General features: G+C 32.0%; 25 protein-coding genes. 24 read left to right on the forward strand and 1 reads right to left on the reverse strand.

What is annotated here, in order from left to right:
- The first annotated feature begins 1 nt into the window (after nt 1).
- The 13 genes from secY to ctlX all read left to right on the forward strand — a co-directional run bounded on the left by secY (nt 2) and on the right by ctlX (nt 10910).
- Entirely contained in the window at nt 2-1348 is a 1347-nt protein-coding gene (secY, locus tag ABD859_RS19765; RefSeq protein ID WP_012022479.1) for a preprotein translocase subunit SecY, read from the forward strand.
- Nucleotides 1349-1356: 8 nt separating this feature from the next.
- A complete protein-coding gene (gene infA / locus ABD859_RS19770; RefSeq protein WP_007136545.1) occupies nt 1357-1572 on the forward strand; it encodes a translation initiation factor IF-1 in 216 nt (71 codons plus the stop codon).
- Between the two features lie 12 nt (nt 1573-1584).
- On the forward strand, nt 1585-1701 hold the full coding sequence (gene ykgO / locus ABD859_RS19775; protein WP_002987490.1) for a type B 50S ribosomal protein L36: 117 nt from the start codon (nt 1585-1587) through the stop codon (nt 1699-1701).
- Between the two features lie 2 nt (nt 1702-1703).
- Nucleotides 1704-2078, forward strand: coding sequence for a 30S ribosomal protein S13 (gene rpsM / locus ABD859_RS19780; RefSeq protein WP_012022478.1), 375 nt, complete (start codon nt 1704-1706; stop codon nt 2076-2078).
- A gap of 8 nt (nt 2079-2086) precedes the next feature.
- Nucleotides 2087-2470 (forward strand): 30S ribosomal protein S11, encoded by a 384-nt coding sequence (rpsK, locus tag ABD859_RS19785; RefSeq protein WP_012022477.1) that lies wholly within the window; start codon nt 2087-2089, stop codon nt 2468-2470.
- A gap of 91 nt (nt 2471-2561) precedes the next feature.
- Nucleotides 2562-3167, forward strand: a complete 606-nt coding sequence (gene rpsD, locus ABD859_RS19790) for a 30S ribosomal protein S4 (protein WP_008464326.1) — start codon at nt 2562-2564, stop codon at nt 3165-3167.
- 21 nt (nt 3168-3188) lie between these two features.
- Entirely contained in the window at nt 3189-4181 is a 993-nt protein-coding gene (locus tag ABD859_RS19795) for a DNA-directed RNA polymerase subunit alpha (protein ID WP_008464329.1), read from the forward strand.
- A 63-nt stretch (nt 4182-4244) separates the two neighbouring features.
- Nucleotides 4245-4736 carry a 50S ribosomal protein L17 gene (gene rplQ / locus ABD859_RS19800; protein ID WP_345146365.1) on the forward strand — a complete coding sequence of 164 codons (492 nt, stop codon included), beginning with the start codon at nt 4245-4247 and terminating at the stop codon, nt 4734-4736.
- Nucleotides 4737-4974: 238 nt separating this feature from the next.
- Entirely contained in the window at nt 4975-6093 is a 1119-nt protein-coding gene (carA, locus tag ABD859_RS19805; RefSeq protein ID WP_345146366.1) for a glutamine-hydrolyzing carbamoyl-phosphate synthase small subunit, read from the forward strand.
- Nucleotides 6094-6195: 102 nt separating this feature from the next.
- A complete protein-coding gene (gene eno / locus ABD859_RS19810) occupies nt 6196-7488 on the forward strand; it encodes a phosphopyruvate hydratase (protein ID WP_184165573.1) in 1293 nt (430 codons plus the stop codon).
- A gap of 155 nt (nt 7489-7643) precedes the next feature.
- Nucleotides 7644-8921, forward strand: a complete 1278-nt coding sequence (locus ABD859_RS19815) for a citrate synthase (protein ID WP_345146367.1) — start codon at nt 7644-7646, stop codon at nt 8919-8921.
- 62 nt (nt 8922-8983) lie between these two features.
- Nucleotides 8984-9898 carry a dimethylarginine dimethylaminohydrolase family protein gene (locus ABD859_RS19820; protein WP_345146368.1) on the forward strand — a complete coding sequence of 305 codons (915 nt, stop codon included), beginning with the start codon at nt 8984-8986 and terminating at the stop codon, nt 9896-9898.
- A 76-nt stretch (nt 9899-9974) separates the two neighbouring features.
- The gene (gene ctlX, locus ABD859_RS19825) at nt 9975-10910 is read left to right on the forward strand and encodes a citrulline utilization hydrolase CtlX (RefSeq protein ID WP_345146370.1); all 936 of its coding nucleotides are present in this window, start codon (nt 9975-9977) and stop codon (nt 10908-10910) included.
- A gap of 76 nt (nt 10911-10986) precedes the next feature.
- Here the strand turns inward: ctlX and ABD859_RS19830 are convergent, their stop codons facing one another.
- Nucleotides 10987-11616 (reverse strand): MarC family NAAT transporter, encoded by a 630-nt coding sequence (locus tag ABD859_RS19830; protein ID WP_345146372.1) that lies wholly within the window; start codon nt 11614-11616, stop codon nt 10987-10989.
- Between the two features lie 151 nt (nt 11617-11767).
- Here ABD859_RS19830 and ABD859_RS19835 point away from each other — a divergent pair, with 151 nt between their 5' ends.
- The 11 genes from ABD859_RS19835 to ABD859_RS19885 all read left to right on the forward strand — a co-directional run bounded on the left by ABD859_RS19835 (nt 11768) and on the right by ABD859_RS19885 (nt 25456).
- The gene (locus ABD859_RS19835) at nt 11768-12133 is read left to right on the forward strand and encodes a CoA-binding protein (protein ID WP_345146777.1); all 366 of its coding nucleotides are present in this window, start codon (nt 11768-11770) and stop codon (nt 12131-12133) included.
- Nucleotides 12134-12301: 168 nt separating this feature from the next.
- Nucleotides 12302-12922 (forward strand): recombination mediator RecR, encoded by a 621-nt coding sequence (gene recR, locus ABD859_RS19840; protein WP_073409060.1) that lies wholly within the window; start codon nt 12302-12304, stop codon nt 12920-12922.
- 71 nt (nt 12923-12993) lie between these two features.
- Nucleotides 12994-13779, forward strand: coding sequence for a polysaccharide biosynthesis/export family protein (locus ABD859_RS19845; protein WP_345146374.1), 786 nt, complete (start codon nt 12994-12996; stop codon nt 13777-13779).
- 14 nt (nt 13780-13793) lie between these two features.
- Nucleotides 13794-16244, forward strand: a complete 2451-nt coding sequence (locus tag ABD859_RS19850) for a polysaccharide biosynthesis tyrosine autokinase (RefSeq protein ID WP_345146375.1) — start codon at nt 13794-13796, stop codon at nt 16242-16244.
- Between the two features lie 9 nt (nt 16245-16253).
- The gene (locus ABD859_RS19855) at nt 16254-17237 is read left to right on the forward strand and encodes an SDR family oxidoreductase (protein WP_345146377.1); all 984 of its coding nucleotides are present in this window, start codon (nt 16254-16256) and stop codon (nt 17235-17237) included.
- A 22-nt stretch (nt 17238-17259) separates the two neighbouring features.
- Complete coding sequence (locus ABD859_RS19860) at nt 17260-18651, forward strand: UDP-glucose 6-dehydrogenase (RefSeq protein WP_345146378.1); 1392 nt, start codon at nt 17260-17262, stop codon at nt 18649-18651.
- Between the two features lie 91 nt (nt 18652-18742).
- Nucleotides 18743-19207, forward strand: a complete 465-nt coding sequence (locus tag ABD859_RS19865; RefSeq protein ID WP_345146380.1) for a UpxY family transcription antiterminator — start codon at nt 18743-18745, stop codon at nt 19205-19207.
- Nucleotides 19208-19500: 293 nt separating this feature from the next.
- A complete protein-coding gene (locus ABD859_RS19870; protein WP_345146382.1) occupies nt 19501-20790 on the forward strand; it encodes a nucleotide sugar dehydrogenase in 1290 nt (429 codons plus the stop codon).
- A gap of 35 nt (nt 20791-20825) precedes the next feature.
- Nucleotides 20826-21833, forward strand: a complete 1008-nt coding sequence (locus tag ABD859_RS19875; protein WP_345146384.1) for a mannose-1-phosphate guanylyltransferase — start codon at nt 20826-20828, stop codon at nt 21831-21833.
- A gap of 13 nt (nt 21834-21846) precedes the next feature.
- Nucleotides 21847-22893 carry a dTDP-glucose 4,6-dehydratase gene (gene rfbB / locus ABD859_RS19880; RefSeq protein WP_345146386.1) on the forward strand — a complete coding sequence of 349 codons (1047 nt, stop codon included), beginning with the start codon at nt 21847-21849 and terminating at the stop codon, nt 22891-22893.
- A gap of 52 nt (nt 22894-22945) precedes the next feature.
- Nucleotides 22946-25456 (forward strand): SLBB domain-containing protein, encoded by a 2511-nt coding sequence (locus ABD859_RS19885; protein WP_345146388.1) that lies wholly within the window; start codon nt 22946-22948, stop codon nt 25454-25456.
- The last annotated feature ends 4 nt before the right edge of the window (nt 25457-25460 follow it).

Consider the following 25460-nt stretch of genomic DNA (forward strand, 5'->3'; position numbering starts at 1 on the left):
GATGAAGAAATTTATTGAATCACTAAGTAATGTTTGGAAAATCGAAGAACTGAAAAACAGAATCTTAATTACATTAGGATTGCTTTTAGTATATCGTTTTGGTGCACACGTTACGCTTCCTGGAATTGACGCAACTCAATTAACAGGTTTAGCGGGACAAACTAAAAATGGTTTAGGATCTATCCTAGACATGTTTACTGGGGGTGCTTTCTCTAAAGCTTCAGTTTTTGCTTTAGGTATCATGCCTTATATTTCTGCATCTATTGTTGTTCAGTTAATGGGAATTGCTATTCCTTATTTGCAAAAACTTCAGAATGATGGAGAAAGTGGTAGAAAAAAGATTAATCAAATCACTCGTTGGTTGACTATAGCTATTACACTGGTTCAAGGTCCAACTTATATCTATAATTTATACAGAACATTGCCTGGTAGTGCTTTTCTACTAGGCTTTAATTCTCCTGAATTTTTGTTCTCGTCAGTTATCATCTTAGTTACAGGTACAATTTTTGCTATGTGGCTTGGTGAAAAAATTACAGATAAAGGTATTGGAAATGGAATTTCATTATTAATTATGGTTGGTATCTTAGCTCGTTTACCACAAGCTTTTATTCAAGAGTTTACAACGAGAGTTACCAATAACAATGGAGGTCCAATGTTGTTAGTTATTGAAATTATTGTGTGGTTATTAGTTATCATTTCTTGTGTATTGCTTACAATGGCAGTACGCAGAATCCCAGTTCAGTACGCTCGTCGTACAACAACTGGTGATTATGAGCAAGATTTGGCAGGAGGTAATAGACAATGGATTCCTCTTAAGCTTAATGCTTCTGGGGTTATGCCAATCATTTTTGCTCAGGCAATTATGTTTATCCCTGCAGCTGTAGCTGGACTGTCTAAGTCAGATACATCACAATCAATTGTTGGTGCATTTAGTAATATGTTTGGTTTCTGGTATAATTTTGTATTTGCAACTTTAATTATTGTATTTACATTCTTCTATACTGCAATCACTGTACCTACTAACAAAATGGCTGATGATTTAAAAAGAAGCGGCGGTTTTATTCCGGGAGTTCGTCCAGGAGCTGAAACTTCAGATTTCTTAGATAAAGTGATGTCTTTAATAACTTTCCCAGGATCTTTATTCCTTGCTTTGATTGCTGTGTTCCCAGCTATTGTTGTAAGTATTATGGATGTACAACAATCTTGGGCAATGTTTTTTGGAGGTACCTCATTAATAATTATGGTTGGGGTTGCAATAGATACTATTCAACAAATCAATTCATACTTGTTAAACAAACATTATGATGGTTTAATGAAGACTGGTAAAAATAGAAAAGCAGTAGCTTAATATTATTTATGGCAAAACAATCAGCAATAGAACAAGACGGATCAATCATTGAAGCATTATCAAATGCTATGTTCCGTGTGGAGTTAGAAAATGGACATATTGTAATTGCTCATATTTCTGGAAAAATGCGAATGCATTATATCAAATTATTACCTGGTGATAAAGTGAAATTGGAAATGAGCCCTTACGACTTGTCAAAAGCAAGAATTACTTATCGATATTAAAAGATATTCAGTATGAAAGTTAGAGCATCAGTAAAAAAGAGAAGTGCCGAGTGCATTATCGTGCGTAGAAAAGGAAGATTGTACGTGATAAACAAAAAGAATCCTAGATTTAAACAAAGACAAGGATAATTATGGCAAGAATAGCAGGGGTAGATATCCCAAAAAACAAAAGAGGTGTTATTGCACTTACCTACATCTTCGGATTAGGAAAAAGTAGAGCTATTGAGATTTTAGAGAAAGCTCAAGTTAGCCAGGATAAAAAAGTTCAAGATTGGAATGATGACGAGATCGGAGCGATTCGTGATGCTGTTTCATTTTACAAAATTGAAGGAGAATTACGTTCTGAAGTTTCTTTGAACATCAAACGTTTAATGGATATTGGTTGTTATAGAGGTATTCGTCATAGATCTGGTCTTCCATTAAGAGGTCAAAGAACTAAAAACAACTCTAGAACAAGAAAAGGAAAAAGAAAAACTGTTGCTAACAAGAAAAAAGCAACTAAATAATAAGTAATATGGCTAAAGCAACTGCAAAAAAACGTAAAGTTATCGTTGAATCAACGGGTGAAGCTCATATTTCTTCGACTTTCAACAATATTATCATTTCTTTGACAAATAAGAAAGGTGAAGTTATTGCTTGGTCTTCAGCTGGTAAAATGGGTTTCAGAGGTTCTAAAAAGAACACTCCGTATGCAGCTCAAATGGCAGCAGAAGATTGCAGCAAAGTAGCTCTTGAGGCAGGACTTAAAAAAGTAAAAGTTTATGTAAAAGGACCAGGAAACGGACGTGAGTCTGCTATTCGTTCTATACATAACGGTGGAATTGAAGTTACTGAAATTATTGATGTTACTCCAATGCCTCACAACGGATGTCGTCCTCCAAAAAGACGTAGAGTTTAATTTTTTATTTTTATAGTATAAACAAGGTAGAACATAGATTATCGAAGGATTAGACCTGAATTCATAATTTCTACCTTAAATTTTTTTTAAAATGGCAAGATATACTGGTCCTAAAACCAAAATCGCTCGTAAATTTGGCGAAGCAATCTTCGGAGATGATAAATCTTTCGAAAAAAGAAATTACCCACCTGGACAACACGGGATGGCTAAGAAAAGAGGAAAAAAATCTGAGTACGCTGTTCAGTTAATGGAAAAGCAAAAAGCTAAATATTCTTATGGAATTTTAGAAAAACAATTCAGAAATTTATTCGAAAAAGCATCAGCTACAAAAGGTGTAACTGGTGAAGTTTTATTACAACTATGTGAAGCAAGATTAGATAATGTTGTTTTTAGAATGGGAATTGCTCCATCTAGAAGAGGTGCTCGTCAAATTGTATCTCACAGACACATTACAGTAAACGGAGAAGTTGTAAACATTCCTTCTTACCACCTTAAGCCTGGTGACAAAGTTGCAGTTCGTGAAAAATCTAAATCTTTAGAAGCTATCGAGCGTTCTTTATCAAATTCAAGTCATGTTTATGAATGGATTACTTGGAACAATGATCTTAAAGAAGGAACTTTTGTTTCTGTACCTGCGAGACTTCAAATTCCAGAAAACATTAAAGAACAATTAATCGTAGAGTTGTACAACAAATAATAATTGACTTAGTCGAAATTTATGGCAATATTTAATTTTCAAAAGCCCGATAAAGTTATCATGATCGATTCAACCGATTTTGAAGGTAAATTCGAATTTAGACCTTTAGAACCTGGTTACGGATTGACAGTTGGTAATGCACTTAGAAGAGTTTTGCTTTCAGCGTTAGAAGGTTATGCAATTACATCTGTTCGTATCGAAGGTGTAGATCATGAGTTTTCTACTATTTCAGGTGTTGTTGAGGATGTTACCGAAATTATCCTTAATCTAAAACAAGTACGTTTCAAGCGTCAAATTGAAGATATCGATAATGAATCAGTTACTATTTCTGTTTCTGGTAAAGATCAATTAACAGCAGGTGATTTTCAAAAATTTATTTCAGGTTTCCAAGTTTTGAATCCAGACCTTGTAATCTGTAATTTAGATTCTAAAATCAAATTGAACTTCGATTTAACAATCGAAAAAGGTAGAGGATACGTTCCTGCTGAAGAGAACAAAAAACAGAATGCTGCAATTGGAACAATTTTTACAGATTCTATTTTTACTCCGGTAAAAAATGTAAAATATGCAATCGAAAATTTCCGTGTAGAGCAAAAAACAGATTACGAAAAATTAGTTTTTGAAATCAAAACTGATGGATCTATTAATCCAAAAGATGCCCTTACTGAAGCTGCTAAAGTTTTAATTCACCATTTCATGTTGTTTTCTGATGAAAGAATTACACTTGAGGCTGACGAAATTGCACAAACAGAATCGTATGATGAAGAGTCATTGCATATGAGACAATTGCTTAAAACTAAGCTTGTTGATATGGATTTATCTGTAAGAGCATTAAATTGCTTGAAAGCGGCTGAAGTTGATACACTTGGTGATTTAGTATCGTTCAATAAAAATGACCTAATGAAATTCCGTAATTTCGGTAAAAAATCTTTAACTGAACTTGATGAACTTGTTGCAGTAAAGAATTTAACTTTCGGAATGGATTTAGCTAAATACAAATTAGATAAAGAATAAACCACTTCGTATTTTGCTCTCCAAAGAGGATAGAAGCAAGATGAAGGTTTTAAAAAACACGTCATGAGACACGGAAAAAAAATCAATCACTTAAGCAGACAGACTGGACATAGAAAAGCTATGTTGGCTAATATGGCTTGTTCTCTTATCGAGCACAAACGTATTAACACTACTGTTGCTAAGGCTAAAGCGCTTAAACAATTCGTTGAGCCTTTAATCACAAAATCAAAAGAAGATACGACTCACAATCGTCGTGTTGTTTTTGCATACTTACGTAGCAAATATGCTGTAACTGATTTGTTCAGAGATGTAGCTGCTAAAGTTGGAGACCGTCCAGGAGGATACACTCGTATCATTAAAGTTGGAAATCGTTTGGGAGATAACGCTGATATGGCGATGATCGAACTTGTAGATTTCAATGAACTTTACAACGGAGGTAAAAAAGAAGTTAAAAAAGCTAAAAGCCGTCGTGGTGGTAAAGCTAAAAAAGCTGAAGGAACTGCTCCTGAGGCTCCTGCAGCTGAATCAGAAACGTCAACTGAAGCTTCTGAATAATTATGAAAGTAATGATTCTATAAAAATCAAGGATAAACTAATTTTTAGTTTATCCTTTTTTTTTGATTTTTTTAGAAAAGTAAAATTTAACTTTTTTGAGTGTAAGGGTTTTATTTTTATGAATGAAAATTTTAAAAAATCTTGTAAGCCCTCTTTTAAAGAAGTAAATTTGCAAAATATCTAATTACAATGAAACCTAAAAGTTTCTAAGACGATTAAAAACAATACAAATTAAAGAATGAAATACACAACACGACAAAGCGCCATTTTATTACTAAGTGATGGAACTATTTTTCATGGTAAATCTATCGGTATTAGCGGTAAAACTTTTGGAGAGGTTTGTTTTAACACTGGAATGACAGGATATCAAGAGATTTTTACAGATCCTTCTTATTTTGGGCAAATAATGGTAACTACTAATCCTCATATTGGTAATTATGGTGTAAATGATCTTGAGGTCGAATCAGAAGATGTAAAAATTGCTGGTTTGGTTTGTAAAAACTTTAGTTTTAATTATTCAAGAGCGGGTGCATCAGGAAGTCTGGAAGATTATTTTGCAAAGCAGAATTTAATTTGTATTTCTGATGTCGACACAAGAGCACTTGTTAGTTACATTCGTGATAATGGTGCCATGAATGCTGTAATCTGTACAGACGGAACTTCAATTGAGGATTTGAAAAAGGAATTGGCAAATGTTCCTAATATGGAAGGTTTAGAATTGGCTTCAAAAGTTTCAACTACGGAACCGTATTTTGTAGGGGATGAAAATGCAACTTATAGAATTTCTGCACTTGATCTTGGAATTAAGAAAAATATTTTAAGAAACTTTGCTAAGAGAGACTGCTACATTAAAGTTTTCCCATACGACGCTAGTTATGAAGATTTAAATTCATTTAATCCTGATGGGTTTTTCTTGTCAAATGGACCTGGCGATCCAGATCCGTTGCACGGAGTAATTGAAGTGGCTAAAAAAATCATAGCTGATGATAGACCGTTATTTGGAATTTGTTTAGGACATCAAATTATTGCTCTGGCTAATGGTGTTCAGACTTATAAAATGTTTGGCGGACATAGAGGTATTAATCATCCGGTGAAAAATCTTTTGACTGGTAAAGGTGAAATTACTTCTCAAAACCATGGATTTGCTGTAAAAAGAGAAGCATTAGAAGGCCACCCTGAATTAGAGCTTACTCATATACATTTAAATGACGATACGGTGGCAGGAATGAGAATGAAAAATAAGAATTGTTTTTCAGTACAATATCACCCAGAAGCTAGTCCGGGACCACATGATTCGTCATATTTATTTGATCAATTTGTTGAGAATATAAAATTAGCTGTGTCTAAAACGATGTAGTTAATAAATAAAGGTGTTTGGTAGAGAAAATTCGTTTTTAATATTAAATATTTTTATAATTTCGAAAAAAAATCTATAATCTATTAATAAAAAACAAAAATAATGAGTATTATAATTAAAGTTCACGCAAGACAAATTTTGGATTCCAGAGGAAATCCTACGATCGAGGTTGATGTAGTAACTGAAAACGGAGTTTTAGGTAGAGCAGCGGTTCCATCTGGAGCATCAACTGGAGAGCACGAAGCTGTTGAATTACGTGACGGAGGTAAAGCTTATCTTGGAAAAGGAGTTTTGAATGCAGTGAACAATGTAAATACTGTTATTGCTGAAGAATTGGTTGGAACTTCTGTTTTTGAACAAAATACAATTGATCAGTTAATGATCGATTTAGATGGAACTCCAAACAAATCTAAATTAGGAGCTAATGCAATTTTAGGTGTTTCTTTAGCTGCTGCAAAAGCTGCTGCTAATGAACTTGGATTGCCATTATACAGATATGTAGGTGGTGTTTCTGCTAACACATTGCCGGTTCCAATGATGAATATCATCAATGGTGGTTCTCACTCTGATGCACCTATTGCATTTCAGGAATTTATGATTTTCCCAGTAAAAGCAACTTCTTTTACACATGCTATGCAAATGGGAACTGAAATTTTCCACAGCTTGAAAAAAGTTTTACACGATAGAGGTTTAAGTACTGCTGTTGGTGATGAAGGAGGTTTTGCTCCTAACTTGGCTGGAGGAACTGAAGATGCTTTGGATACAATTAAATTAGCTGTTGAAAAAGCAGGTTATACTTTCGGTGACGAAATTATGATTGCTCTTGACTGTGCTGCTTCTGAGTTTTATGTAAACGGTAAATACGATTATACTAAATTTGAAGGTGAAACAGGAAAAATCAGAACTTCTGCTGAGCAAGCTGAATATCTAGCTGAACTTGCTGCTAAATATCCAATTATCTCTATCGAAGATGGTATGTACGAAGATGACTGGGATGGATGGAAAGCTTTAACTGAAAAAATTGGTGATAAAGTACAATTAGTAGGTGATGATTTATTTGTTACTAACGTTGCTCGTTTATCAACTGGTATCGAAAAAGGAATTGCTAACTCAATCTTAGTAAAAGTAAACCAAATTGGAACTTTAACAGAAACTATTGCTGCTGTAAACATGGCTAAAAACGCTGGTTATACATCTGTAATGTCTCACCGTTCTGGGGAAACTGAAGATAATACAATCGCTGATTTAGCTGTTGCATTAAACTGCGGTCAAATTAAAACGGGTTCTGCATCACGTTCTGATCGTATGGCAAAATACAACCAATTATTAAGAATTGAAGAAGAACTAGGAAGCACTGCTTATTTCCCTGGTTTAAACGCTTTCAAGATTAAATAATTATAAGAGTTATATTAAGATAAACCATTCGTTTTCTAACGAATGGTTTTTTTTTGGACTTTTAACAAATTCATAGCAGTATTCTTTTTTTAATTAGTCTTAAATTCCTTAGATTTGGTAAATTATTATTTTATAGAATTATTTCCAATTATATTATGTCAAAAATAGCCACATTAGAAATAGATGGTAAGAAAATTGAACTTCCAATAATCACAGGGAGCGAAAATGAATCAGCTATCGATATTAACAAATTACGTGATTTAACTGGTATTATTACTCTTGACCCGGGATATAAAAACTCAGGATCTTGTAAAAGTGAAATTACTTTTTTAGATGGAGAAGAAGGTATTTTACGTTACAGAGGATATTCAATCGAAGACTTAGCTGAAAAAGCTAACTTTTTGGAAGTTTCTTATCTTTTAATTTTTGGAGAATTACCAACTGCTCAACAATTAGAGCAATTTGAAAATGGTATTAAAAAGCATACTTTGGTAAATGAAGAGATGAAGAATATCATCGATGGTTTTCCAAAAACAGCTCACCCAATGGGAGTTCTGTCTGCTTTAACAAGTGCATTGACAGCATTTAATCCAAAAGCAGTAAATGTGGACAACGAAAAAGAAATGTACGAGGCCATTTGTAAAACAATGGGTAAATTTCTTGTAATTGCAACATGGACTTATAGAAAATCTATGGGGTATCCTTTAAATTACTACGACAATACAACAGGTTATGTAGAGAATTTTATGCAATTGATGTTTAAATTGCCTACAGGACCTTATTCAGCAAATCCTGTTGTGGTTGATGCTTTAGATAAATTGTTTATTCTTCATGCAGATCACGAACAAAACTGTTCAACATCTACAGTAAGAATGGTTGGTTCATCTCATGCAGGTTTATTCGCTTCTATATCTTCTGGTGTGTCTGCTTTATGGGGGCCGCTTCATGGTGGAGCTAATCAGGCAGTACTTGAAATGCTTGAAGAGATTAATAAAGATGGAGGTGATACTGATAAATTCTTAGCGAAAGCAAAAGATAAAAATGATCCATTCCGTTTAATGGGATTTGGTCATAGAGTTTATAAAAACTTTGATCCAAGAGCAAAAATTATCAAAAAAGCAGCTACAGAGGTATTAGAAACATTAGGTGTTGAAGATCCAATTTTAGATATTGCAAGAAAACTAGAGAAAGCAGCTCTTGAAGATGATTACTTCAAATCAAGAAATTTATATCCAAACGTTGATTTCTACTCTGGAATCATTTACAGAGCATTAGGGATTCCAACAGATATGTTTACAGTTATGTTTGCAATTGGAAGACTTCCTGGATGGATCGCACAATGGAAAGAAATGCGTGAAAACAAAGAACCAATTGGAAGACCAAGGCAAATTTATACAGGACATCCTCTTAGAGAGTTTAAGTCTAACAAATAAAAAAAGAAAGCTTCACTTAACTGTGAAGCTTTTTTTATATTTGCTCAAAATATAATATTGTTATGTTGCAATTAAATGTAAAGAACGAAACATCTCGTCTTCGTGCGGTTGTTTTGGGTTCTGCTATTCATAATGGGCCGACTCCAAAATTAGAAGAAGCTTATGATCCTAAATCATTGGAACATATTAAAGCTGGAACTTATCCAATCGAGAAAGATATGGTTGCAGAAATGGATGCTTTTAATGCTGTTTTTCAAAAGTATGATGTAACAGTGTATCGTCCTGAAATGATTGAAAATTATAATCAGATTTTTGCCAGAGATATTGGATTTGTAATTGATAATGTCTTTGTAAAATCGAATATTCTGCCTGATCGAGAACGTGAACTAGACGCTATTCAATATGTAATTGATCAAATTGATCCTGTTAAAGTTGTACGCCCGCCCGAAGAAGTTCATATTGAAGGCGGTGACGTAATGCTATGGAATGATCATATTTTTATAGGAACTTATAAAGGAAGCGATTATAAAGATTATATTACTGCCAGAACCAATATGCATGGCGTAAACTATATAAAAGAGCTTTTTCCGAATAAAATTGTAAAGGAATTTGATTTAGTAAAATCAAAATTAGAAGCAAGAGATAATGCATTGCATTTAGATTGTTGTTTTCAACCTGTTGGAAAAGACAAAGGAATTATCTATAAAAGAGGATTTCGTGAAGAAGCAGATTATTTATATTTGGTAAACCTTTTTGGAAAAGAAAACTTATTTCATATAGAAAGAGATGAAATGTATAATATGTTTTCAAATGTGTTTTCAATTGATACAAATGTTGTTGTTTCTGAGAAAAACTTTACTCGTTTAAATAACTGGCTTCGCGCAAAAGGTTTTATTGTAGAGGAAATTCCATATGCAGAAATCGCAAAGCAAGAAGGATTATTAAGATGTTCAACCTTGCCATTAATTAGAGATTAAAAATAAAGTTTCAAGTTTTGGTCATTACATTTTTAAATGTGAAACCTGAAACTTAGAAATTGAAACAATATAAAATATGAAACAAACAACAAATGCAATCGTAATGATTCGTCCAGTTGCTTTCAGAATGAATGAGCAGACGGCTGTAAATAATTATTACCAAAAAGTATTGGATGGATTATTGCCAAGTACAGTAAATGCAAAAGCTCAGCAAGAGTTTGATGCTTTTGTTGAAAAACTGAGAGCAGTAGGCGTTGATGTTACAGTAATTGAAGATACTTTGGAAACTGATACTCCGGATAGTATTTTTCCGAATAACTGGGTTTCATTTCACGAAAATGGAGATGTAGCTCTTTATCCAATGTTTGCAGAAAATCGTCGCCAGGAACGTCGCGAAGATATTTTAGATACTCTTGAAGAAAAAGGTTTCGAGATTTCTAATATTATGGATTACACATCTGCAGAAGATGACGGTTATTTCTTAGAAGGAACTGGAAGTTTGCTTTTAGATCGTGCTAATTCAAAAGCATATTGTGCCTTGTCACCTCGTGCGGATGAAGAATTATTCATTGAGTTTTGTGAGGATTTTGATTATGCGCCAGTAATTTTTGAAGCATTTCAAACTGTTGATGGCGAGCGTAAACTAATTTATCATACCAATGTAATGATGTGTTTAGGTGAAACTTTTGCTGTTATTTGTGCGGACTGTATTGATGATAAAAAAGAACGTAAAATGGTTCTTGATAATCTAAAAGACGATAAAAAAGAAGTTATTCTGATTACAGAAGATCAGGTAAATAATTTTGCCGGAAATATGTTAGAAGTTCGAGGAACAAATGATAAAAAGTATATTGTTATGAGTGCATCGGCACATCAAAGTCTTACTCCAAAACAAATTCAGCAATTAGAAAAGCATGCTGAAATTTTAAGTTCAAGTTTAGATACTATCGAAGCTTGCGGAGGTGGAAGTGCGAGATGTATGATGGCTGAAGTCTTCTTGCCAAGAAAATAATAATATTTGCATAAAACAAAAAAAGGAGGATACAAACATTAGTTTTTATCCTCCTTTTTATTTTACTAAAGATACATTACATTAAGTTTCCTTTGATGATATTTACAATGGAACTAACAATGTATTGAATTCCAATTGAAATTACGATAAATCCAACAATTCTGGAAATAGCTACAATTCCAGATGCGCCTAAAATTCGGGCTAAATAATGTGCGCTTTTTAAAATAACATATATTACTACAGCTATTGCTATTATCGCTAGACAGGAAAAAATAATCTCTTCCATTTCATGATGTTCTTGATAGAAAGCTATTAGTAAAGAAATTGAGCCGGGTCCGGCAAGCATTGGAATTGCCAACGGAGTTAAAGCTATATCATTTCTTTGTTGTACTTCATTTTCAATCTTTTTATTAATTCCTCGTTTTTTGTTGAACTTGCCAGAAAGCAGAGAGAATCCGGAATTTACAATTACAATTCCACCGGCAATTCGCAGAGCATCAATACTGATTCCGAAAAATGTCAATACATATTGGCCTATAAAATAAGAAACCAATAAAATGATTCCAACATTTATAGCTGTCCACAATGAAATTCTTGAACGTTCTTTTTGAGAGTCATGTTGTGTAAGTCCAACAAAAATAGGGACAGTTCCAATGGGGTTAAGTACTGAAAAAAGTGCCGCAAACAGGTATATAAATAAATCCATAAAATATTGGTTAGTGAAGTAAAAATAGTCAAATTTTAATATTTGAATGCAAATAAATATTATGATATTGTTTTTTACAGTCAATATTATCAATCAATAAGACAAGCTAAGTAAGTGTATTTTGACTATTTTTGTAGAATATTTTATGATGATGAAAAACAAAAAAACATTGTTGCTGGGTGCAACAACAAAAACAGATCGTTATGCTTTTAGAGCTATAAATGCATTAACTCAAAAAGGACATACCGTTATTGCAATTGGGCAAAACACTGGAGAAGTAGCCGGCGTAAAAATACATACAAAAGCAATTCCTGTAAAAAATGTTGATACTGTAACTTTGTATCTAAATCCTACTCGTCAGCGTGATTACTATAACTATATTATCGAAGCACAGCCAAAAAGAGTAATATTTAACCCTGGGACTGAAAATCCCGAATTATATCAGTTGTTAGAATTGAATAATATTGAAGCAGAAGTTGCCTGTACCTTAGTGTTGTTAGCAACAAATCAATATTAAATTTTTAATGATTTATTTTGATTGTTTTGTGTATTTAGATGTCTTAAAATGATATTGTTTTTAGTTTGAATTTAAAAATAATACAAAAATAACATTTTGTCTTTCTAAAGTATTGATTTTGGATGTATCAAAACTTCTGATACCATTAAAAGTATTACTTTTGTCGTCATGGAATTTTCATCAAAATTAATAGAAAAAGCTGTCAACGAAATGTCGCAGTTACCAGGAATTGGTAAGCGAACAGCATTGCGTTTAGTACTTCATTTATTAAAACAGCCTAAGGAGCAAACAGGTTTTTTATCGCAAGCACTTTTAAACATGCGTGAGGATATTAAATTTTGTGAAAATTGCCATAACATTTCAGATACTAAAGTGTGTGAAATTTGTGCAAATTCGGTAAGAAACCATCAAACAATTTGTGTTGTTGAAGATATTCGAGATGTCATGGCAATTGAAAACACCGGACAGTATAAAGGAATTTATCATGTTTTAGGAGGTAAAATTTCTCCAATTGAAGGTGTCGGTCCAAGTCAGCTGAATATTTCCAGTTTAGTTGAGAAAGTAAAATCTGGAAAAGTGATTGAAATTATCTTTGCACTAAGCTCTACAATGGAAGGAGATACAACCAACTTCTATATTTACAAGCAAATTGCTGAATCTGAAATTATAATTTCGACAATTGCAAGAGGAATCTCTGTGGGAGATGAATTAGAATATGCAGACGAAATTACACTCGGACGTAGTATTTTACATCGAGTTCCATTCGAAAAAACTTTCAAGAACAATTAACTACAATCAAATAAAACATAGATTTTCTGGAAACTAAAGGAAAAGCTATATTTGCGGTAAAATTTTCATAAATGACAAAAAATAGCTTTTTTATATTATTGCTGATCAGTACATTTTTTACATCTTGTATTCCTATAAAAGACCTTACTTATTTACAAGATAAAAATTCTTCCAGCGAACAGAATAATATTGCTGTTGTAGGATCTAAACCGTATAGACTTCAGGTAAATGATGTTTTAAGTATCAGCATAAAAGCAATTGATCCAAAATTGGTGTCAATTTTTAATACAACAGAAAGTAATACCGGAAAATCAGAATCAGCATTATATTTTGATGGTTTTACTGTTGATGACCATGGTAATATAAGGATGCCAATATTAGGTGAAATGAATGTCATTGGTTATACTCTTGAAGAGGTTAGAATTAATATTGAAAAAAAATTATTAGGAGAATACTTTAAAAGTGAAGCTAATATATTTGTGATAGTAAAGTTAGCAGGCTTTCGATATACTATAAATGGAGAGGTTGGAAGTACTGGTACTAAAACATTATTTCAAGAACGTGTAAATATAATGGAAGCGATCGCGAATTCTGGAGATATTACTACTGTTGGAAATAGAAAAGCAGTAACAATCATTCGTCAAACACCAACTGGTGTACAAATGCATGATATCGATCTTACAGATGTAAATGTGATGAAATCTCCATATTATAATTTACAGCCAAATGATTATATATATGTTAAGCCTTTGAGGCAAAAAACCTGGGGAACTGGACAAACAGGTATACAATCTATAGGGACTATTATAACTTTGTTGTCATTAGCAACAACGGTTTATTTGATAATCAAAAATTAAAACCTTATACATAGATGTTAGATATAAAAGATTTTTCCATTTTTGAGAATCAATCAAATTTTGATTTTAAAGGGTTTTTACTAAAAATTTTAAGTTATTGGAAATGGTTTTTGGCTAGTTTAATAATAGCCTTTACTATCGCATATCAGGTAAATATTCGAAAAGAGAAAATTTATGGAATGCAGACAATGATTTCCATAAAAGAAGAAAATAATCCTTTTTTTACATCTAATACAAGTTTAGTATTTAATTGGGGCGGAGTTTCAGATCAAGTTAACGGAATTTCTACAATATTACAGTCAAGATCTCATAATGAACTTGTTGTAGATAAACTGCAGTTTTATATTGATTATCTAGAACAAGGAAAATATAATTTAATAGATTCTTATGGAGCGGTTCCTTTTTATGTAAATATTGACAAAACAAAAGGTCAAATTGCAGGGGCTTTAATTAAGATTACTTTTTTGACTGAAAGTGAATACCAAATAGAAATTCCATTTGAAACTAATTCGGTGTCTCTTATAACATATTCAAATAATAGTTATAGTAATACTTCTGTACAACCAATAACTTTTACAAAAAAATATAAAGTTGGAGAACAGGTTTCTTTGCCGTTTATAAATTGGAAATTGCAAATTAATGACAACCCTGGTTTTTATAAAGGGAAGGAATATTTTGTTCGATTTAATGATTTTGACGGAACTGTTGCTCGTTATAGAGGAATAAGTGTTGATGCAGATAAAGGTTCAGGCTCCTTGTTGACTTTAGGAATGCAAGGAACAAATAAAGCCAGAATGGTTGAATATTTGAACTCGACAGTTAAAATGTTAATGAAGCTTCAGCTAGATGGTAAAAACCAATTCGCTACAAATACAATTCGTTTTATAGATAGTACTCTTGTTGCTATGGAATCTCAGTTAAAGCAAACAGGAAATGAATTAAAAACCTTTAGAAAAGATAAAAACATATATGAGGTTGAAGACGGTGGTGCAAAATTCTCAGAGAAAATCATGGACTTTGATGTTGAAAAAGATCAGGTTACAAGAAAAATAGCGTATTATAATTCTTTAAAATCCTATTTAAATAATAGTGTTGATTATTCAAGACTTCCGGCACCCTCGGTTGCGGGTATTGAAGATCCTAATATCGTAACAAGTGTTTCGAAACTTATTGCTTTGTCAACACAAAGATCTGAAATGGCTTATGCGGTAAAAAGTGATAAAATCTTCAAAGATTTTGATAATCAAATGCAAGCGGTCAAAAGTGTTTTGTTAGAAAATATTGCTTCAGCTAAAGCTTCTTTATTATATGATTTATCATTGGTAAATGCTAAAATTGGTCAAGCAGAAAGTACTGTAAAAAGATTGCCTGAAGAACAGCAGGAGCTTTTGAAAATTAAAAGAAAATATGATTTAAGTGATAATATTTATAGTGAATTTCTTCAAAAAAGAAATGAAGCAGAAATTGTAAAAGCTTCAAATCTATCAGACATTCATTTTATAGATCCTGCGAAAGATATTGGTGGAGGATTAATTGGTCCAAAAACTTCAGCAAACTATGTATTAGCTTTATTTTTAGGAATATTAATTCCTTTAATTTTTGTATTTGCTATTTTCTTTATAAATGATTCGATACAAAATACAGATGATATTAGTAAACTGACAGAAATACCAATAATAGGAGTTGTGGGAAATAACAAAGATGCTGGAAATCTTGCTGTATTTGATAAGCCAAAGTCTGCACTTTCAGAAGCCTTTAGAGGTATTCGTTCGTCTTTACAATTTTTGTATAAAAGGCAGCAATTAAGCGGTTCAAAAACTTTGATGATTACTTCTTCTATTAGTGGAGAAGGAAAAACTTTTTGCTCAATAAATATTGCAACCGTTTTTGCTTTAAGTGAAAAGAAAACCGTAATTGTTGGTTTAGATTTAAGAAAACCTCGTTTAGCAGATGAATTTTGTTTAACTAATAATCAACTTGGAGTTGTTAATTATTTGATTAAACAAAATACGCTTGAAGAAATTACAAATTCGACTCAAATATCAAATCTTGACGTTATACTGTCTGGGCCAATTCCTCCAAATCCATCTGAATTGATTTTGAGTGATGCGATGGCAGAATTAATTGAAGAGCTAAAACAAAAGTATGATTATATAATTCTTGACACACCGCCGGTGGGGTTAGTTTCAGATGCTTTAGAATTGGTTCAATTTGCCGATGTTGTGTTATATATCGTAAGGCAGAATTATACTAAAAAAGATATGATTACGTTGCTTAATAACAGAATAAAGAGAGGTGAGCTAAGCAATGCGAGTATTGTTTTTAATGGTTTTGAGAATAAGGCTAAATACGGATCTACTTACGGTTACGGTTATGGTTATGGAGCTTACTCTAATGGATATCACGAAGAAGAGCCTAAAAAGGGAATTGAAAAAATGATATTCAAATTATTCAGAAAAAAATAATAACTGAGAATGGAAACTTCAATTAAAAAAACAATATTAATTACGGGAGGAGCAGGATTTATTGGTTCGAATTTATCGGAGCATTTTTTGGGGCTGGGACATAAAGTAATCTGTTTAGATAATTTTTCGACAGGGCATCGTCACAATTTGAAAAGTTGCATAGAAAATCCCAATTTTAAACTAATTGAAGGAGATATTAGAAATCTGGAAGATTGCCAAACAGCTGTTCAAGATGTTGATTACGTTTTACATCAGGCCGCTTTAGGATCTGTGCCGCGATCTATAAATGATCCAATAACGACAAATGATGTAAACGTTTCAGGTTTCCTAAATATGTTAGTTGCCTCAAGAGATGCTAAGGTTAAACGTTTGATTTATGCTGCAAGTTCGTCTACTTATGGAGATTCTGAAGGATTGCCAAAAGTAGAAGAGGTAATAGGAAAACCTTTATCTCCATATGCGATTACTAAATATGTAAACGAATTATATGCTGAAATTTTTAGCAGAACTTATAATTTGGAAACAATAGGATTGCGATATTTTAATGTTTTTGGAAGAAAACAAGATCCAGAAGGGGCTTATGCAGCAGTGATTCCGAAATTTGTTAAACAACTAATGAATTTTGAAAGTCCAGTAATTAACGGAGATGGAAATTATTCACGTGATTTTACTTATATAGATAATGTGATTCAAATGAACGAATTAGCCATGAATACAAATAATGAAAAGGCTGTTAATACAGTTTATAATACTGCATTTGGGGATAGAAATACTCTAAACGATTTAGTAGGATATTTGAAAAAATATCTATCAGAGTTTGATCCGAAAATTGCTGATATTGAAATCGTTTATGGTGTAAATAGAGCAGGAGATATTCCTCATTCGTTGGCAAGTATAGAAAAAGCAAAAAAACTTTTAGGATATAATCCAAAATATTCGTTGCAAGAAGGGTTAAAAGAGGCCGTAAGCTGGTATTGGAATAATTTAAAATAAAAATAAGATAATATTATAGTAAATGGAAATTACAAAAATTTGTTGTATTGGTGCCGGTTATGTAGGTGGGCCTACAATGGCAGTGATAGCTCAAAAATGTCCACATATTCAAGTTACAGTTGTAGACTTGAATGAGCAGAGAATAAAAGATTGGAATGATCCAAATACTGATAATATTCCTATTTATGAACCAGGTCTTTCGGGAATTGTTGCTGAAGCAAGAGGGCGAAATTTGTTTTTTTCAACAGAAGTAGAAAAAGCAATTGATGAAGCACAGGTCATTTTTATCTCAGTAAATACTCCTACCAAAACTTATGGTAAGGGAAAAGGAATGGCTGCTGATTTAAAATATATTGAACTATGTGCTAGACAAATTGCAAAAGTTGCAAAGCAGAATAAAATAGTAGTAGAAAAATCTACTTTGCCTGTTAGAACTGCAGAAGCTATTAAAAGCATATTAGATAATACTGGGAATGGCGTTCAGTTTCAAATTTTATCAAACCCAGAATTTTTAGCAGAAGGAACTGCAGTTACAGATTTGTTAAATCCGGATAGAATTTTAATTGGAGGTGATACAACTCCTGAAGGAGAAGCTGCCATTGATGCTTTGGTTAATGTTTATGCAAACTGGGTTAGCAAAGATAAAATCTTAACTACAAATGTTTGGTCTTCGGAGTTGTCAAAGTTAACAGCGAATGCATTTTTGGCACAACGTATATCTTCAATTAATGCAATGTCTGAATTATGCGAAAAAACCGGGGCAGACGTAAACGAAGTTGCTAAAGCAATAGGAATGGATAGCAGAATTGGACCGAAATTTTTAAAAGCTTCAGTTGGATTTGGAGGATCTTGTTTTCAAAAAGATATTTTAAATTTGGTTTATATAGCAAAATCCTATGGATTAAATGAAGTTGCAGATTATTGGGAGCAAGTTATTATTATGAATGATCATCAGAAACGAAGATTTTCTAATAAAATAGTTCAAACTTTATATAATACAGTTGCCGATAAAAAAATTACATTTTTAGGCTGGGCTTTCAAAAAAGACACTAATGATACTAGAGAATCTGCTGCAATTTACGTAGCTGACGATTTGATTAATGAACAGGCAAAAATTTCGGTTTATGATCCAAAAGTTTCGAGAAATAAAATGCTTAGTGATTTAGATTATTTAGAAACGAGATCTGAAGTAGAAAATGCTGAAGCACTAACAATATTTGATAATGCATATGAAGCTTGTAAGGGTGCACATGCAATAGCAATATTAACGGAATGGGATGAATTTACAACTTATGATTGGAAACGAATCTATGATTCAATGCATAAGCCTGCTTTTGTTTTCGACGGCAGGAATATCTTAAATGCTAAAGAATTACAAGCCATTGGGTTTGTTTATAATGGAATAGGAGCATAATGCTACAATTATTTGAAATAAAATTTAAATACAAAATGGAGATGTTAAGATGTGAGATTGAGAAGTTTTATTGTCAAGATAGGCAAAAATCATGAGTTGGTATGTAGTGTATACAAAACCGAAATGGGAGAAAAAAGTAGCAGAGAAGCTTACTCAGATAGGAATTGAATGTTATTGTCCATTAATTACTCAGGTTAAACAATGGTCAGACAGGAAGAAAAAAGTAGAAGTTCCTCTTTTTAATTCCTATGTTTTTGTTAATATTGAAGATGTAGATCGTAATTCTGTTTTTCAGATTGCGGGAGTAGTAAGGTATTTATTTTGGTTAGGCAAGCCTGCAATTGTTCGTGACGAAGAAATAAATATAATTAAGAATAGTTTAAAAGCATCTAATATTGCAGATGTGTCAGTAACGCAGATACAAGTTGGGGATCGAATTAAATTAGAAACAGGAGCATTTAGTAATCAAAATGCAATAGTACAGGAAGTATCTAAGACACATTATATTTTGGTACTTGAATCATTAGGATGTGTTTTGAAAATAAAATATAAATAATTGCGTTTCTAAAGAGGAACATATTAAATAAAAGGAGAGTTTAATCATTGTTTAATGTTTTAGGCTCTCTTTTTTTTTGTAAATAAATTCATTGTTACCTGATTAATAGAGGTTTGTTTTTTTTGTAAAAAATTAACACGATTTCTTTTTAGTAATACGTGAAACCGTATTGATTAAGTAATGTGAATATCTTATATTTGCCGAAAATGATTTTTGGGCATCTGAGGCAATTTATTGTGACTCAGAAGGGCGAAGCCGTGAGTAAAAGTGAATGAAATCATAAAAAAATAATAATGAAATTGGAGAAAAACATAAAAATAGCTGTTATTGGTTTGGGTTATGTTGGTTTGCCTTTAGCAAGATTATTCGCTACTAAGTATCCTGTTGTTGGATTTGATATAAATGAAACCAGAGTTAAAAGTTTAAATTCTGGTTTTGACACTACTTTAGAAGTAGATTCTGAAACTTTAAAAGCAGTTTTAGTTGAAAATTCAAGTAGTGAAATCGGATTATATTGCACAAATATTCTTGAAGATATTTCAGATTGCAATTATTTTATCATAACAGTTCCAACTCCAGTTGATAAAAACAATCGTCCTGATTTAACTCCTTTGTATAAATCCAGTGAATCAGTAGGTAAGATATTAAAAAAGGGAGATATAGTGATTTACGAATCAACTGTATATCCGGGTGTTACTGAGGAACAATGTGTGCCGGTTTTAGAAAAAATATCGGGATTAAAATTCAATGAAGATTTTTTTGCAGGATATTCTCCAGAAAGAATAAATCCAGGAGATAAAGAACATACAGTAGAGAAAATTCTAAAAGTAACTTCTGGCTCAACTCCGGAAACAGGTGAAAAAGTAGATGCGTTATACAAATCGGTAATAATTGCAGGAACACACTTAGCTCCATCAATAAAAGTTGCTGAAGCGGCAAAAGTAATTGAGAATTCTCAACGAGATATCAATATTGCATTTGTTAACGAATTGGCTAAGATTTTTAATTTAATGAATATCGACACACAGGAAGTTTTAACTGCAGCTGCTACAAAATGGAATTTCTTGCCATTTAAACCAGGTCTTGTTGGTGGTCACTGTATAGGTGTTGATCCGTATTATCTTGCTCAAAGAGCACAGGAATTTGGATATCATCCAGAAATAATTTTGGCTGGAAGACGCTTGAATGATAGTATGGGAGAATATGTAGCTTCGCAAATTGTGAAGTTAATGATAAAAAAAGGTGTTTCTGTTAATGGAGCAACTCTTTTAATGCTTGGAATTACATTTAAAGAGAATTGTCCAGATGTTAGAAATACTAAAATTGTTGATGTAATAAAAGCACTAAAAGAATACGGGATAGTAGTTACCATTTACGACCCTTTAGCAAATGTTGAAGAGGTTAAAAAAGAGTACAAACTAGAAACTATTAATTCTTTGCCGGTAGAAAAATTTGATGCTATAGTTTTAGGGGTAGCACATACAGAATTCTTGAATTTAAATTTTTCGGAATTGCAAAAAGAAAATAGTTTATTATACGATGTAAAAGGAGTTTTAGGAACAATTGCAGATAACAGACTGTAGTTCCTAACTCCTTTTTTAAATTTATTATTATTTAAATGGAAAAGAATAATTCAATTATACATGTAATTTTAACAGGCGGTGTTGGAAGCAGATTATGGCCTCTATCTCGAAAAAGCCAGCCAAAACAATATCTAGAAATTTTTGAAGGTAAATCTTTGTTTGAAATGACTGTTGAGCGTAACAGTCACTTAGCAGATAAAGTAATGGTTGTTGGAAATGTTGATAATCATCATTTGAGTGGAAAAGTGATGGATAAAACCCAGACAACATATTTAAACATTGTTGAAGCTACGCCAAGAAACACAGCTGCAGCGATTGCTTTTGCAGCATTTGCATCAAATCCTGATGATGTTTTAATTATCACACCATCTGATCATATCATCGATAAAATGAATGATTACAATAATGCTATCCATGAAGCTGTTTTAAAAGCTAAAGAAGGTTATATTGTAACTTTTGGAATTATTCCAACAAAGCCAGAAACTGGATACGGTTATATAGAATCAAAAGGCGATAAAGTAATATCATTTCGTGAAAAACCAAATGAAACGACTGCAAAGGAGTTTATTGCAAGAGGTAATTTTTTATGGAACAGTGGGATGTTTTGTTTTAAAGCAGGTGTGCTTTTAGATGAGTTAAAACAATTTCAACCAGATGTTTATGAAAAATCAAAAACAGTTTGGGAGGCATCGCAAAATGGTGTTTTGGATTTTAATTTATCAATGGAAATTCCATCAATTAGTATTGATTATGCTGTAATGGAGCGTAGTAAGAAAATCAAAGTAGTTCCTGCTTCATTTTCTTGGTCAGATCTAGGTTCATTTGAGTCGGTATATGAATATCTAGTTTCTAAAGGACATCCAATAGATTCAAATGGGAATATGGTAATAGGATGCGATAGTCATACAACCTTTTTAGGGTTAAGAAATACTATTTTTGTACATACAGATTCTGCAAATTTAATTTTACAGAAAGAAAATTCACAGGATGTGAAAGATATATATAGTGCATTAGAAAAACAAAATTCAGATCTTTTAAATTAAAAAGTATTTTTAAATGAAAAAAATTCTTATAACTGGCGGTGCTGGTTTTATCGGTTCTCATGTAGTAAGACGCTTTGTAAATAAATATCCGGATTATCAGATTTTTAATCTTGATGCATTGACTTATGCCGGAAATTTGGAAAATATAAAAGATATTGAAAATCAACCAAATTATACTTTTGTTAAAGGGGATATTGTTGATGAGAATTTTATTAATGAGCTTTTTAATTTTCATAATTTCGATGGTGTTTTGCATTTAGCGGCTGAATCACATGTTGATCGATCTATAGAAGATCCGTTAGCTTTTGTTAAAACAAATGTAATCGGAACAATGAATCTTTTAAATGCAGCAAAAAATCAATGGAAGCATAATTTTGAAGAAAAAAGATTTTATCATATTAGCACTGATGAAGTATATGGTTCTTTAGGTGCAGAAGGATTGTTTACTGAAAAAACTCCTTACGATCCAAATTCACCTTATTCTGCTTCTAAAGCAAGTTCAGATCATTTTGTGAGAGCTTATGGAGAAACGTATGGTTTGCCATATGTTTTAACTAATTGCTCTAATAATTATGGTTCTTACCATTTTCCTGAAAAACTAATTCCTCTTTTTATAAACAATATTATAAATAACAAGCCTCTGCCTGTATATGGAGATGGAAATTATACACGTGATTGGTTATTTGTTGAGGATCATGCTATTGCTATAGACTTGGTTTTTCATGAAGGAAAAAATCATGAAACTTATAACATAGGAGGCTTTAATGAATGGAAAAATATTGATTTAGTGAAATTGCTTTGTCAAATTATGGATCAAAAACTTGGAAGAGAAAATGGAACGTCACAAAATTTGATTACTTATGTTAAAGACAGACCAGGTCATGATTTAAGATATGCAATTGATGCTTCTAAAATTAATAAAGAATTAGGATGGAAGCCGTCTGTTACTTTTGAAGAAGGTTTGGAAAAAACAATAAACTGGTATCTTACTAATGAAGATTGGCTGCAAAATGTAACATCGGGTTCTTATAAAGATTATTACGAAAAGCAATACTCATAACAGAAATAATACAAAAACTATTTAAACTGAAGTTTAAATTATAAATTCAAACATGAAAAAAATAACTTACGTTCTTGCTCTGATTTTTGTTCTATTAATGTCATTTAATGCAAATGCTCAGGATATTATAAAGTCTAAAGATTTAAGTACTGTAAAAGTAGATTATTTATCAGATGACGAAATTGCAAAAATTGTGTCTCAATTAAAAAGTAATAACGCTACTATTAATGATGTTGAATCTATGGCTTTATCAAAAGGAATGAGCCAAACAGAATTTAATAAGTTAAGGACTCGTATTACAGAATATGAAAAAAAGAATACCTCAGATAAAGATAAAGACAAAAATAAAAAAGATCAAGATAAATTAAAAAAAGGAGATAAAGACTCTGAGTTTGGAAGAAAGCAGGAAAAAATCAAAAATGAAAAAATAAAAGATTCTATAAATGCTTTAATTTTTGGTTCGGAGTTATTTGATAATCCAACTTTAAATTTTGAACCAGATTTAAAATTAGCCACACCATTAAACTATGTTTTAGGTCCTGGAGATGAATTACAGATTAGTGTTTACGGAGTTCAGGAATTTAATGCTAGTATCCCAGTTAGTGTAGAGGGGAAAGTGACTATTGATTATGTTGGCCAAATTGCAGTATCTGGGTTATCAATTGAAGCTGCTACCCAAAAAATAAAGGCTGCTATTGCAAAAGTATATAGTACAGTTAGATCAGGACAATCGCAAGTTGCGGTTAGTTTAAGTGAAATTAGAACAATAAAAGTTACTATAGTTGGAGGGAAACAACCAGGTAATTACTCGATATCTTCTTTAGCAACTGTTTATAATGCATTACACTTAGCAGGTGGTCCAGGTAAAAATGGAAGTTACAGAAATATAGAATTAATTAGAAATAATAAAGTTTATAAAAACATTGATATTTATAGATTTTTAGTAAAAGGAGATCAATCGGACAATGTTAGTCTGAAGGAAAATGATGTAATTAGAATTCCTGCTTATTCTCAAAGAGTAACGGTTGAAGGAGAAGTAAAACGTCCGGGTATTTTCGAAATGAAAAAAGGTGAAAAATTCTCTGATTTACTAAATTTTGCTTCAGGTTTTAATGAATTTGCCTATACAGCTTCAGTAAATGTTTTACAAAAAACGGGAAAAGAATTTAAAGTTCATGACATTAATGAAAGTGAATATAATACTTATCAACCCCAATCAGGTGATGTTTTCAAGGTAACTAAAATACTAAATCGTTTTGAGAATCGTATCAAAATTGAAGGAGCTGTTTTTAGACCGGATTACTATTCGTATACAGAGGGTATGCGTATTTCTGATCTTATCACAAGAGCTGAAGGTCTTAAAGAGGATGCGTATACAAAGAGAGCCAGAATAACTCGTTTACAGACTAACTTGGTAACAGAAGTTGTAAATGTAGATTTGAGTGCAGCAATGTCAGGGGATCTGAATGCTGATATAGAATTAAAAAGAGAAGATATCGTAACAGTTTATTCAATATTAGATTTTAGAGAAGAATATAAAATTACAATTGATGGTGAAGTGAAAAATCCTGGGGAATATGATTATTTTGACAATTTGACATTAAATGATTTAGTTGTCCAAGTTGGAGGATTAACTGGTTCGGCTTCAAAAAGAGTTGAAATTGCTAGAATGATAAAATCTGATGAAATAGATGATGCAGATCCAAAACGTATAGAATTAGTTGAACTTGAAATTACTGCGGATAATAATGAACAAATTAAAAATTTTGTTTTAAAACCATTTGATGTTATTAATATTCGTAGAATGGCAGTTTATGAAAAACCTGAAATGGTTAAAGTTAGTGGCGCGGTTACTTACCCAGGTAAATATGTGCTAGCTAATAAAAAAGAAACTGTTTATAATATTGTAATGAGAGCTGGCGGACTAACATCTATAGCTAATTTAGATGGCATGAAAATAAAAAGACCAATAAAAGAAGAACAAATTGAACAGCTAGAGAGTGTTAATTTAAATCTTGAGAAAAAAGAAACTTTAGAGAAAGAAAAGAAAGAAACTCTAAATGAAGAATCAAATTTTAAAAATAAAGATACTCTTAGTTCTAAATTGTCTAAAAAGCTTCGAGATGAATTAAAATACGCTACTATCCCTGTTAATTGGGAAAAAATCGTAAAAGACAAAAACCATTATTCAAATGTTACACTATTTCCAGGAGATGAAATCGAAGTGGCGGTATATAATGAAGGAGTGAAAGTAACAGGTAATGTTCTCTTAACTTCTGAAATTCCTTATAGAAACGGGAAAGGATTTAAATATTATATAAATTCTGTTGGAGGTGTAGATAGTAAGGGTTGGAAAAAGAAAGCATATATTATTTACCCAAATGGAAAAGCTGCTGTAACAGGATCATTTTTGTTTTTTAGATCATATCCTAAAGTTACACCAGACTCTCAAATTGTTGTGCCAGAAAGACCAGAAAGAAAGAAAATGACTGCTGGAGAATGGGTAGGTATTGGTAGTGTAATTTCTAGCTTAGCGTTATTAATTGTTACAGCTTTTAAATAAAAAA

Source organism: Flavobacterium ginsengiterrae, from assembly GCF_039539785.1.
Taxonomy (GTDB): domain Bacteria; phylum Bacteroidota; class Bacteroidia; order Flavobacteriales; family Flavobacteriaceae; genus Flavobacterium; species Flavobacterium ginsengiterrae.

Excerpts from the sequence above, each read along its gene's own strand:
- infA (WP_007136545.1), top strand. The coding sequence starts at position 1,357 with ATGGCAAAACAATCAGCAATAGAACAAGACGGATCAATCATTGAAGCA.
- ABD859_RS19795 (WP_008464329.1), top strand. The coding sequence starts at position 3,189 with ATGGCAATATTTAATTTTCAAAAGCCCGATAAAGTTATCATGATCGAT.
- ABD859_RS19855 (WP_345146377.1), top strand. The coding sequence starts at position 16,254 with ATGGAAACTTCAATTAAAAAAACAATATTAATTACGGGAGGAGCAGGA.
- ykgO (WP_002987490.1), top strand. The coding sequence starts at position 1,585 with ATGAAAGTTAGAGCATCAGTAAAAAAGAGAAGTGCCGAGTGCATTATC.
- ABD859_RS19860 (WP_345146378.1), top strand. The coding sequence starts at position 17,260 with ATGGAAATTACAAAAATTTGTTGTATTGGTGCCGGTTATGTAGGTGGG.
- ABD859_RS19830 (WP_345146372.1), bottom strand. The coding sequence starts at position 11,616 with ATGGATTTATTTATATACCTGTTTGCGGCACTTTTTTCAGTACTTAAC.
- ABD859_RS19885 (WP_345146388.1), top strand. The coding sequence starts at position 22,946 with ATGAAAAAAATAACTTACGTTCTTGCTCTGATTTTTGTTCTATTAATG.
- rplQ (WP_345146365.1), top strand. The coding sequence starts at position 4,245 with ATGAGACACGGAAAAAAAATCAATCACTTAAGCAGACAGACTGGACAT.
- secY (WP_012022479.1), top strand. The coding sequence starts at position 2 with ATGAAGAAATTTATTGAATCACTAAGTAATGTTTGGAAAATCGAAGAA.
- recR (WP_073409060.1), top strand. The coding sequence starts at position 12,302 with ATGGAATTTTCATCAAAATTAATAGAAAAAGCTGTCAACGAAATGTCG.
- ABD859_RS19850 (WP_345146375.1), top strand. The coding sequence starts at position 13,794 with ATGTTAGATATAAAAGATTTTTCCATTTTTGAGAATCAATCAAATTTT.
- ABD859_RS19865 (WP_345146380.1), top strand. The coding sequence starts at position 18,743 with ATGAGTTGGTATGTAGTGTATACAAAACCGAAATGGGAGAAAAAAGTA.
- ABD859_RS19870 (WP_345146382.1), top strand. The coding sequence starts at position 19,501 with ATGAAATTGGAGAAAAACATAAAAATAGCTGTTATTGGTTTGGGTTAT.
- rpsD (WP_008464326.1), top strand. The coding sequence starts at position 2,562 with ATGGCAAGATATACTGGTCCTAAAACCAAAATCGCTCGTAAATTTGGC.
- eno (WP_184165573.1), top strand. The coding sequence starts at position 6,196 with ATGAGTATTATAATTAAAGTTCACGCAAGACAAATTTTGGATTCCAGA.
- ABD859_RS19835 (WP_345146777.1), top strand. The coding sequence starts at position 11,768 with ATGAAAAACAAAAAAACATTGTTGCTGGGTGCAACAACAAAAACAGAT.
- carA (WP_345146366.1), top strand. The coding sequence starts at position 4,975 with ATGAAATACACAACACGACAAAGCGCCATTTTATTACTAAGTGATGGA.
- ctlX (WP_345146370.1), top strand. The coding sequence starts at position 9,975 with ATGAAACAAACAACAAATGCAATCGTAATGATTCGTCCAGTTGCTTTC.
- ABD859_RS19845 (WP_345146374.1), top strand. The coding sequence starts at position 12,994 with ATGACAAAAAATAGCTTTTTTATATTATTGCTGATCAGTACATTTTTT.
- rfbB (WP_345146386.1), top strand. The coding sequence starts at position 21,847 with ATGAAAAAAATTCTTATAACTGGCGGTGCTGGTTTTATCGGTTCTCAT.
- rpsK (WP_012022477.1), top strand. The coding sequence starts at position 2,087 with ATGGCTAAAGCAACTGCAAAAAAACGTAAAGTTATCGTTGAATCAACG.
- ABD859_RS19820 (WP_345146368.1), top strand. The coding sequence starts at position 8,984 with ATGTTGCAATTAAATGTAAAGAACGAAACATCTCGTCTTCGTGCGGTT.
- ABD859_RS19815 (WP_345146367.1), top strand. The coding sequence starts at position 7,644 with ATGTCAAAAATAGCCACATTAGAAATAGATGGTAAGAAAATTGAACTT.
- ABD859_RS19875 (WP_345146384.1), top strand. The coding sequence starts at position 20,826 with ATGGAAAAGAATAATTCAATTATACATGTAATTTTAACAGGCGGTGTT.
- rpsM (WP_012022478.1), top strand. The coding sequence starts at position 1,704 with ATGGCAAGAATAGCAGGGGTAGATATCCCAAAAAACAAAAGAGGTGTT.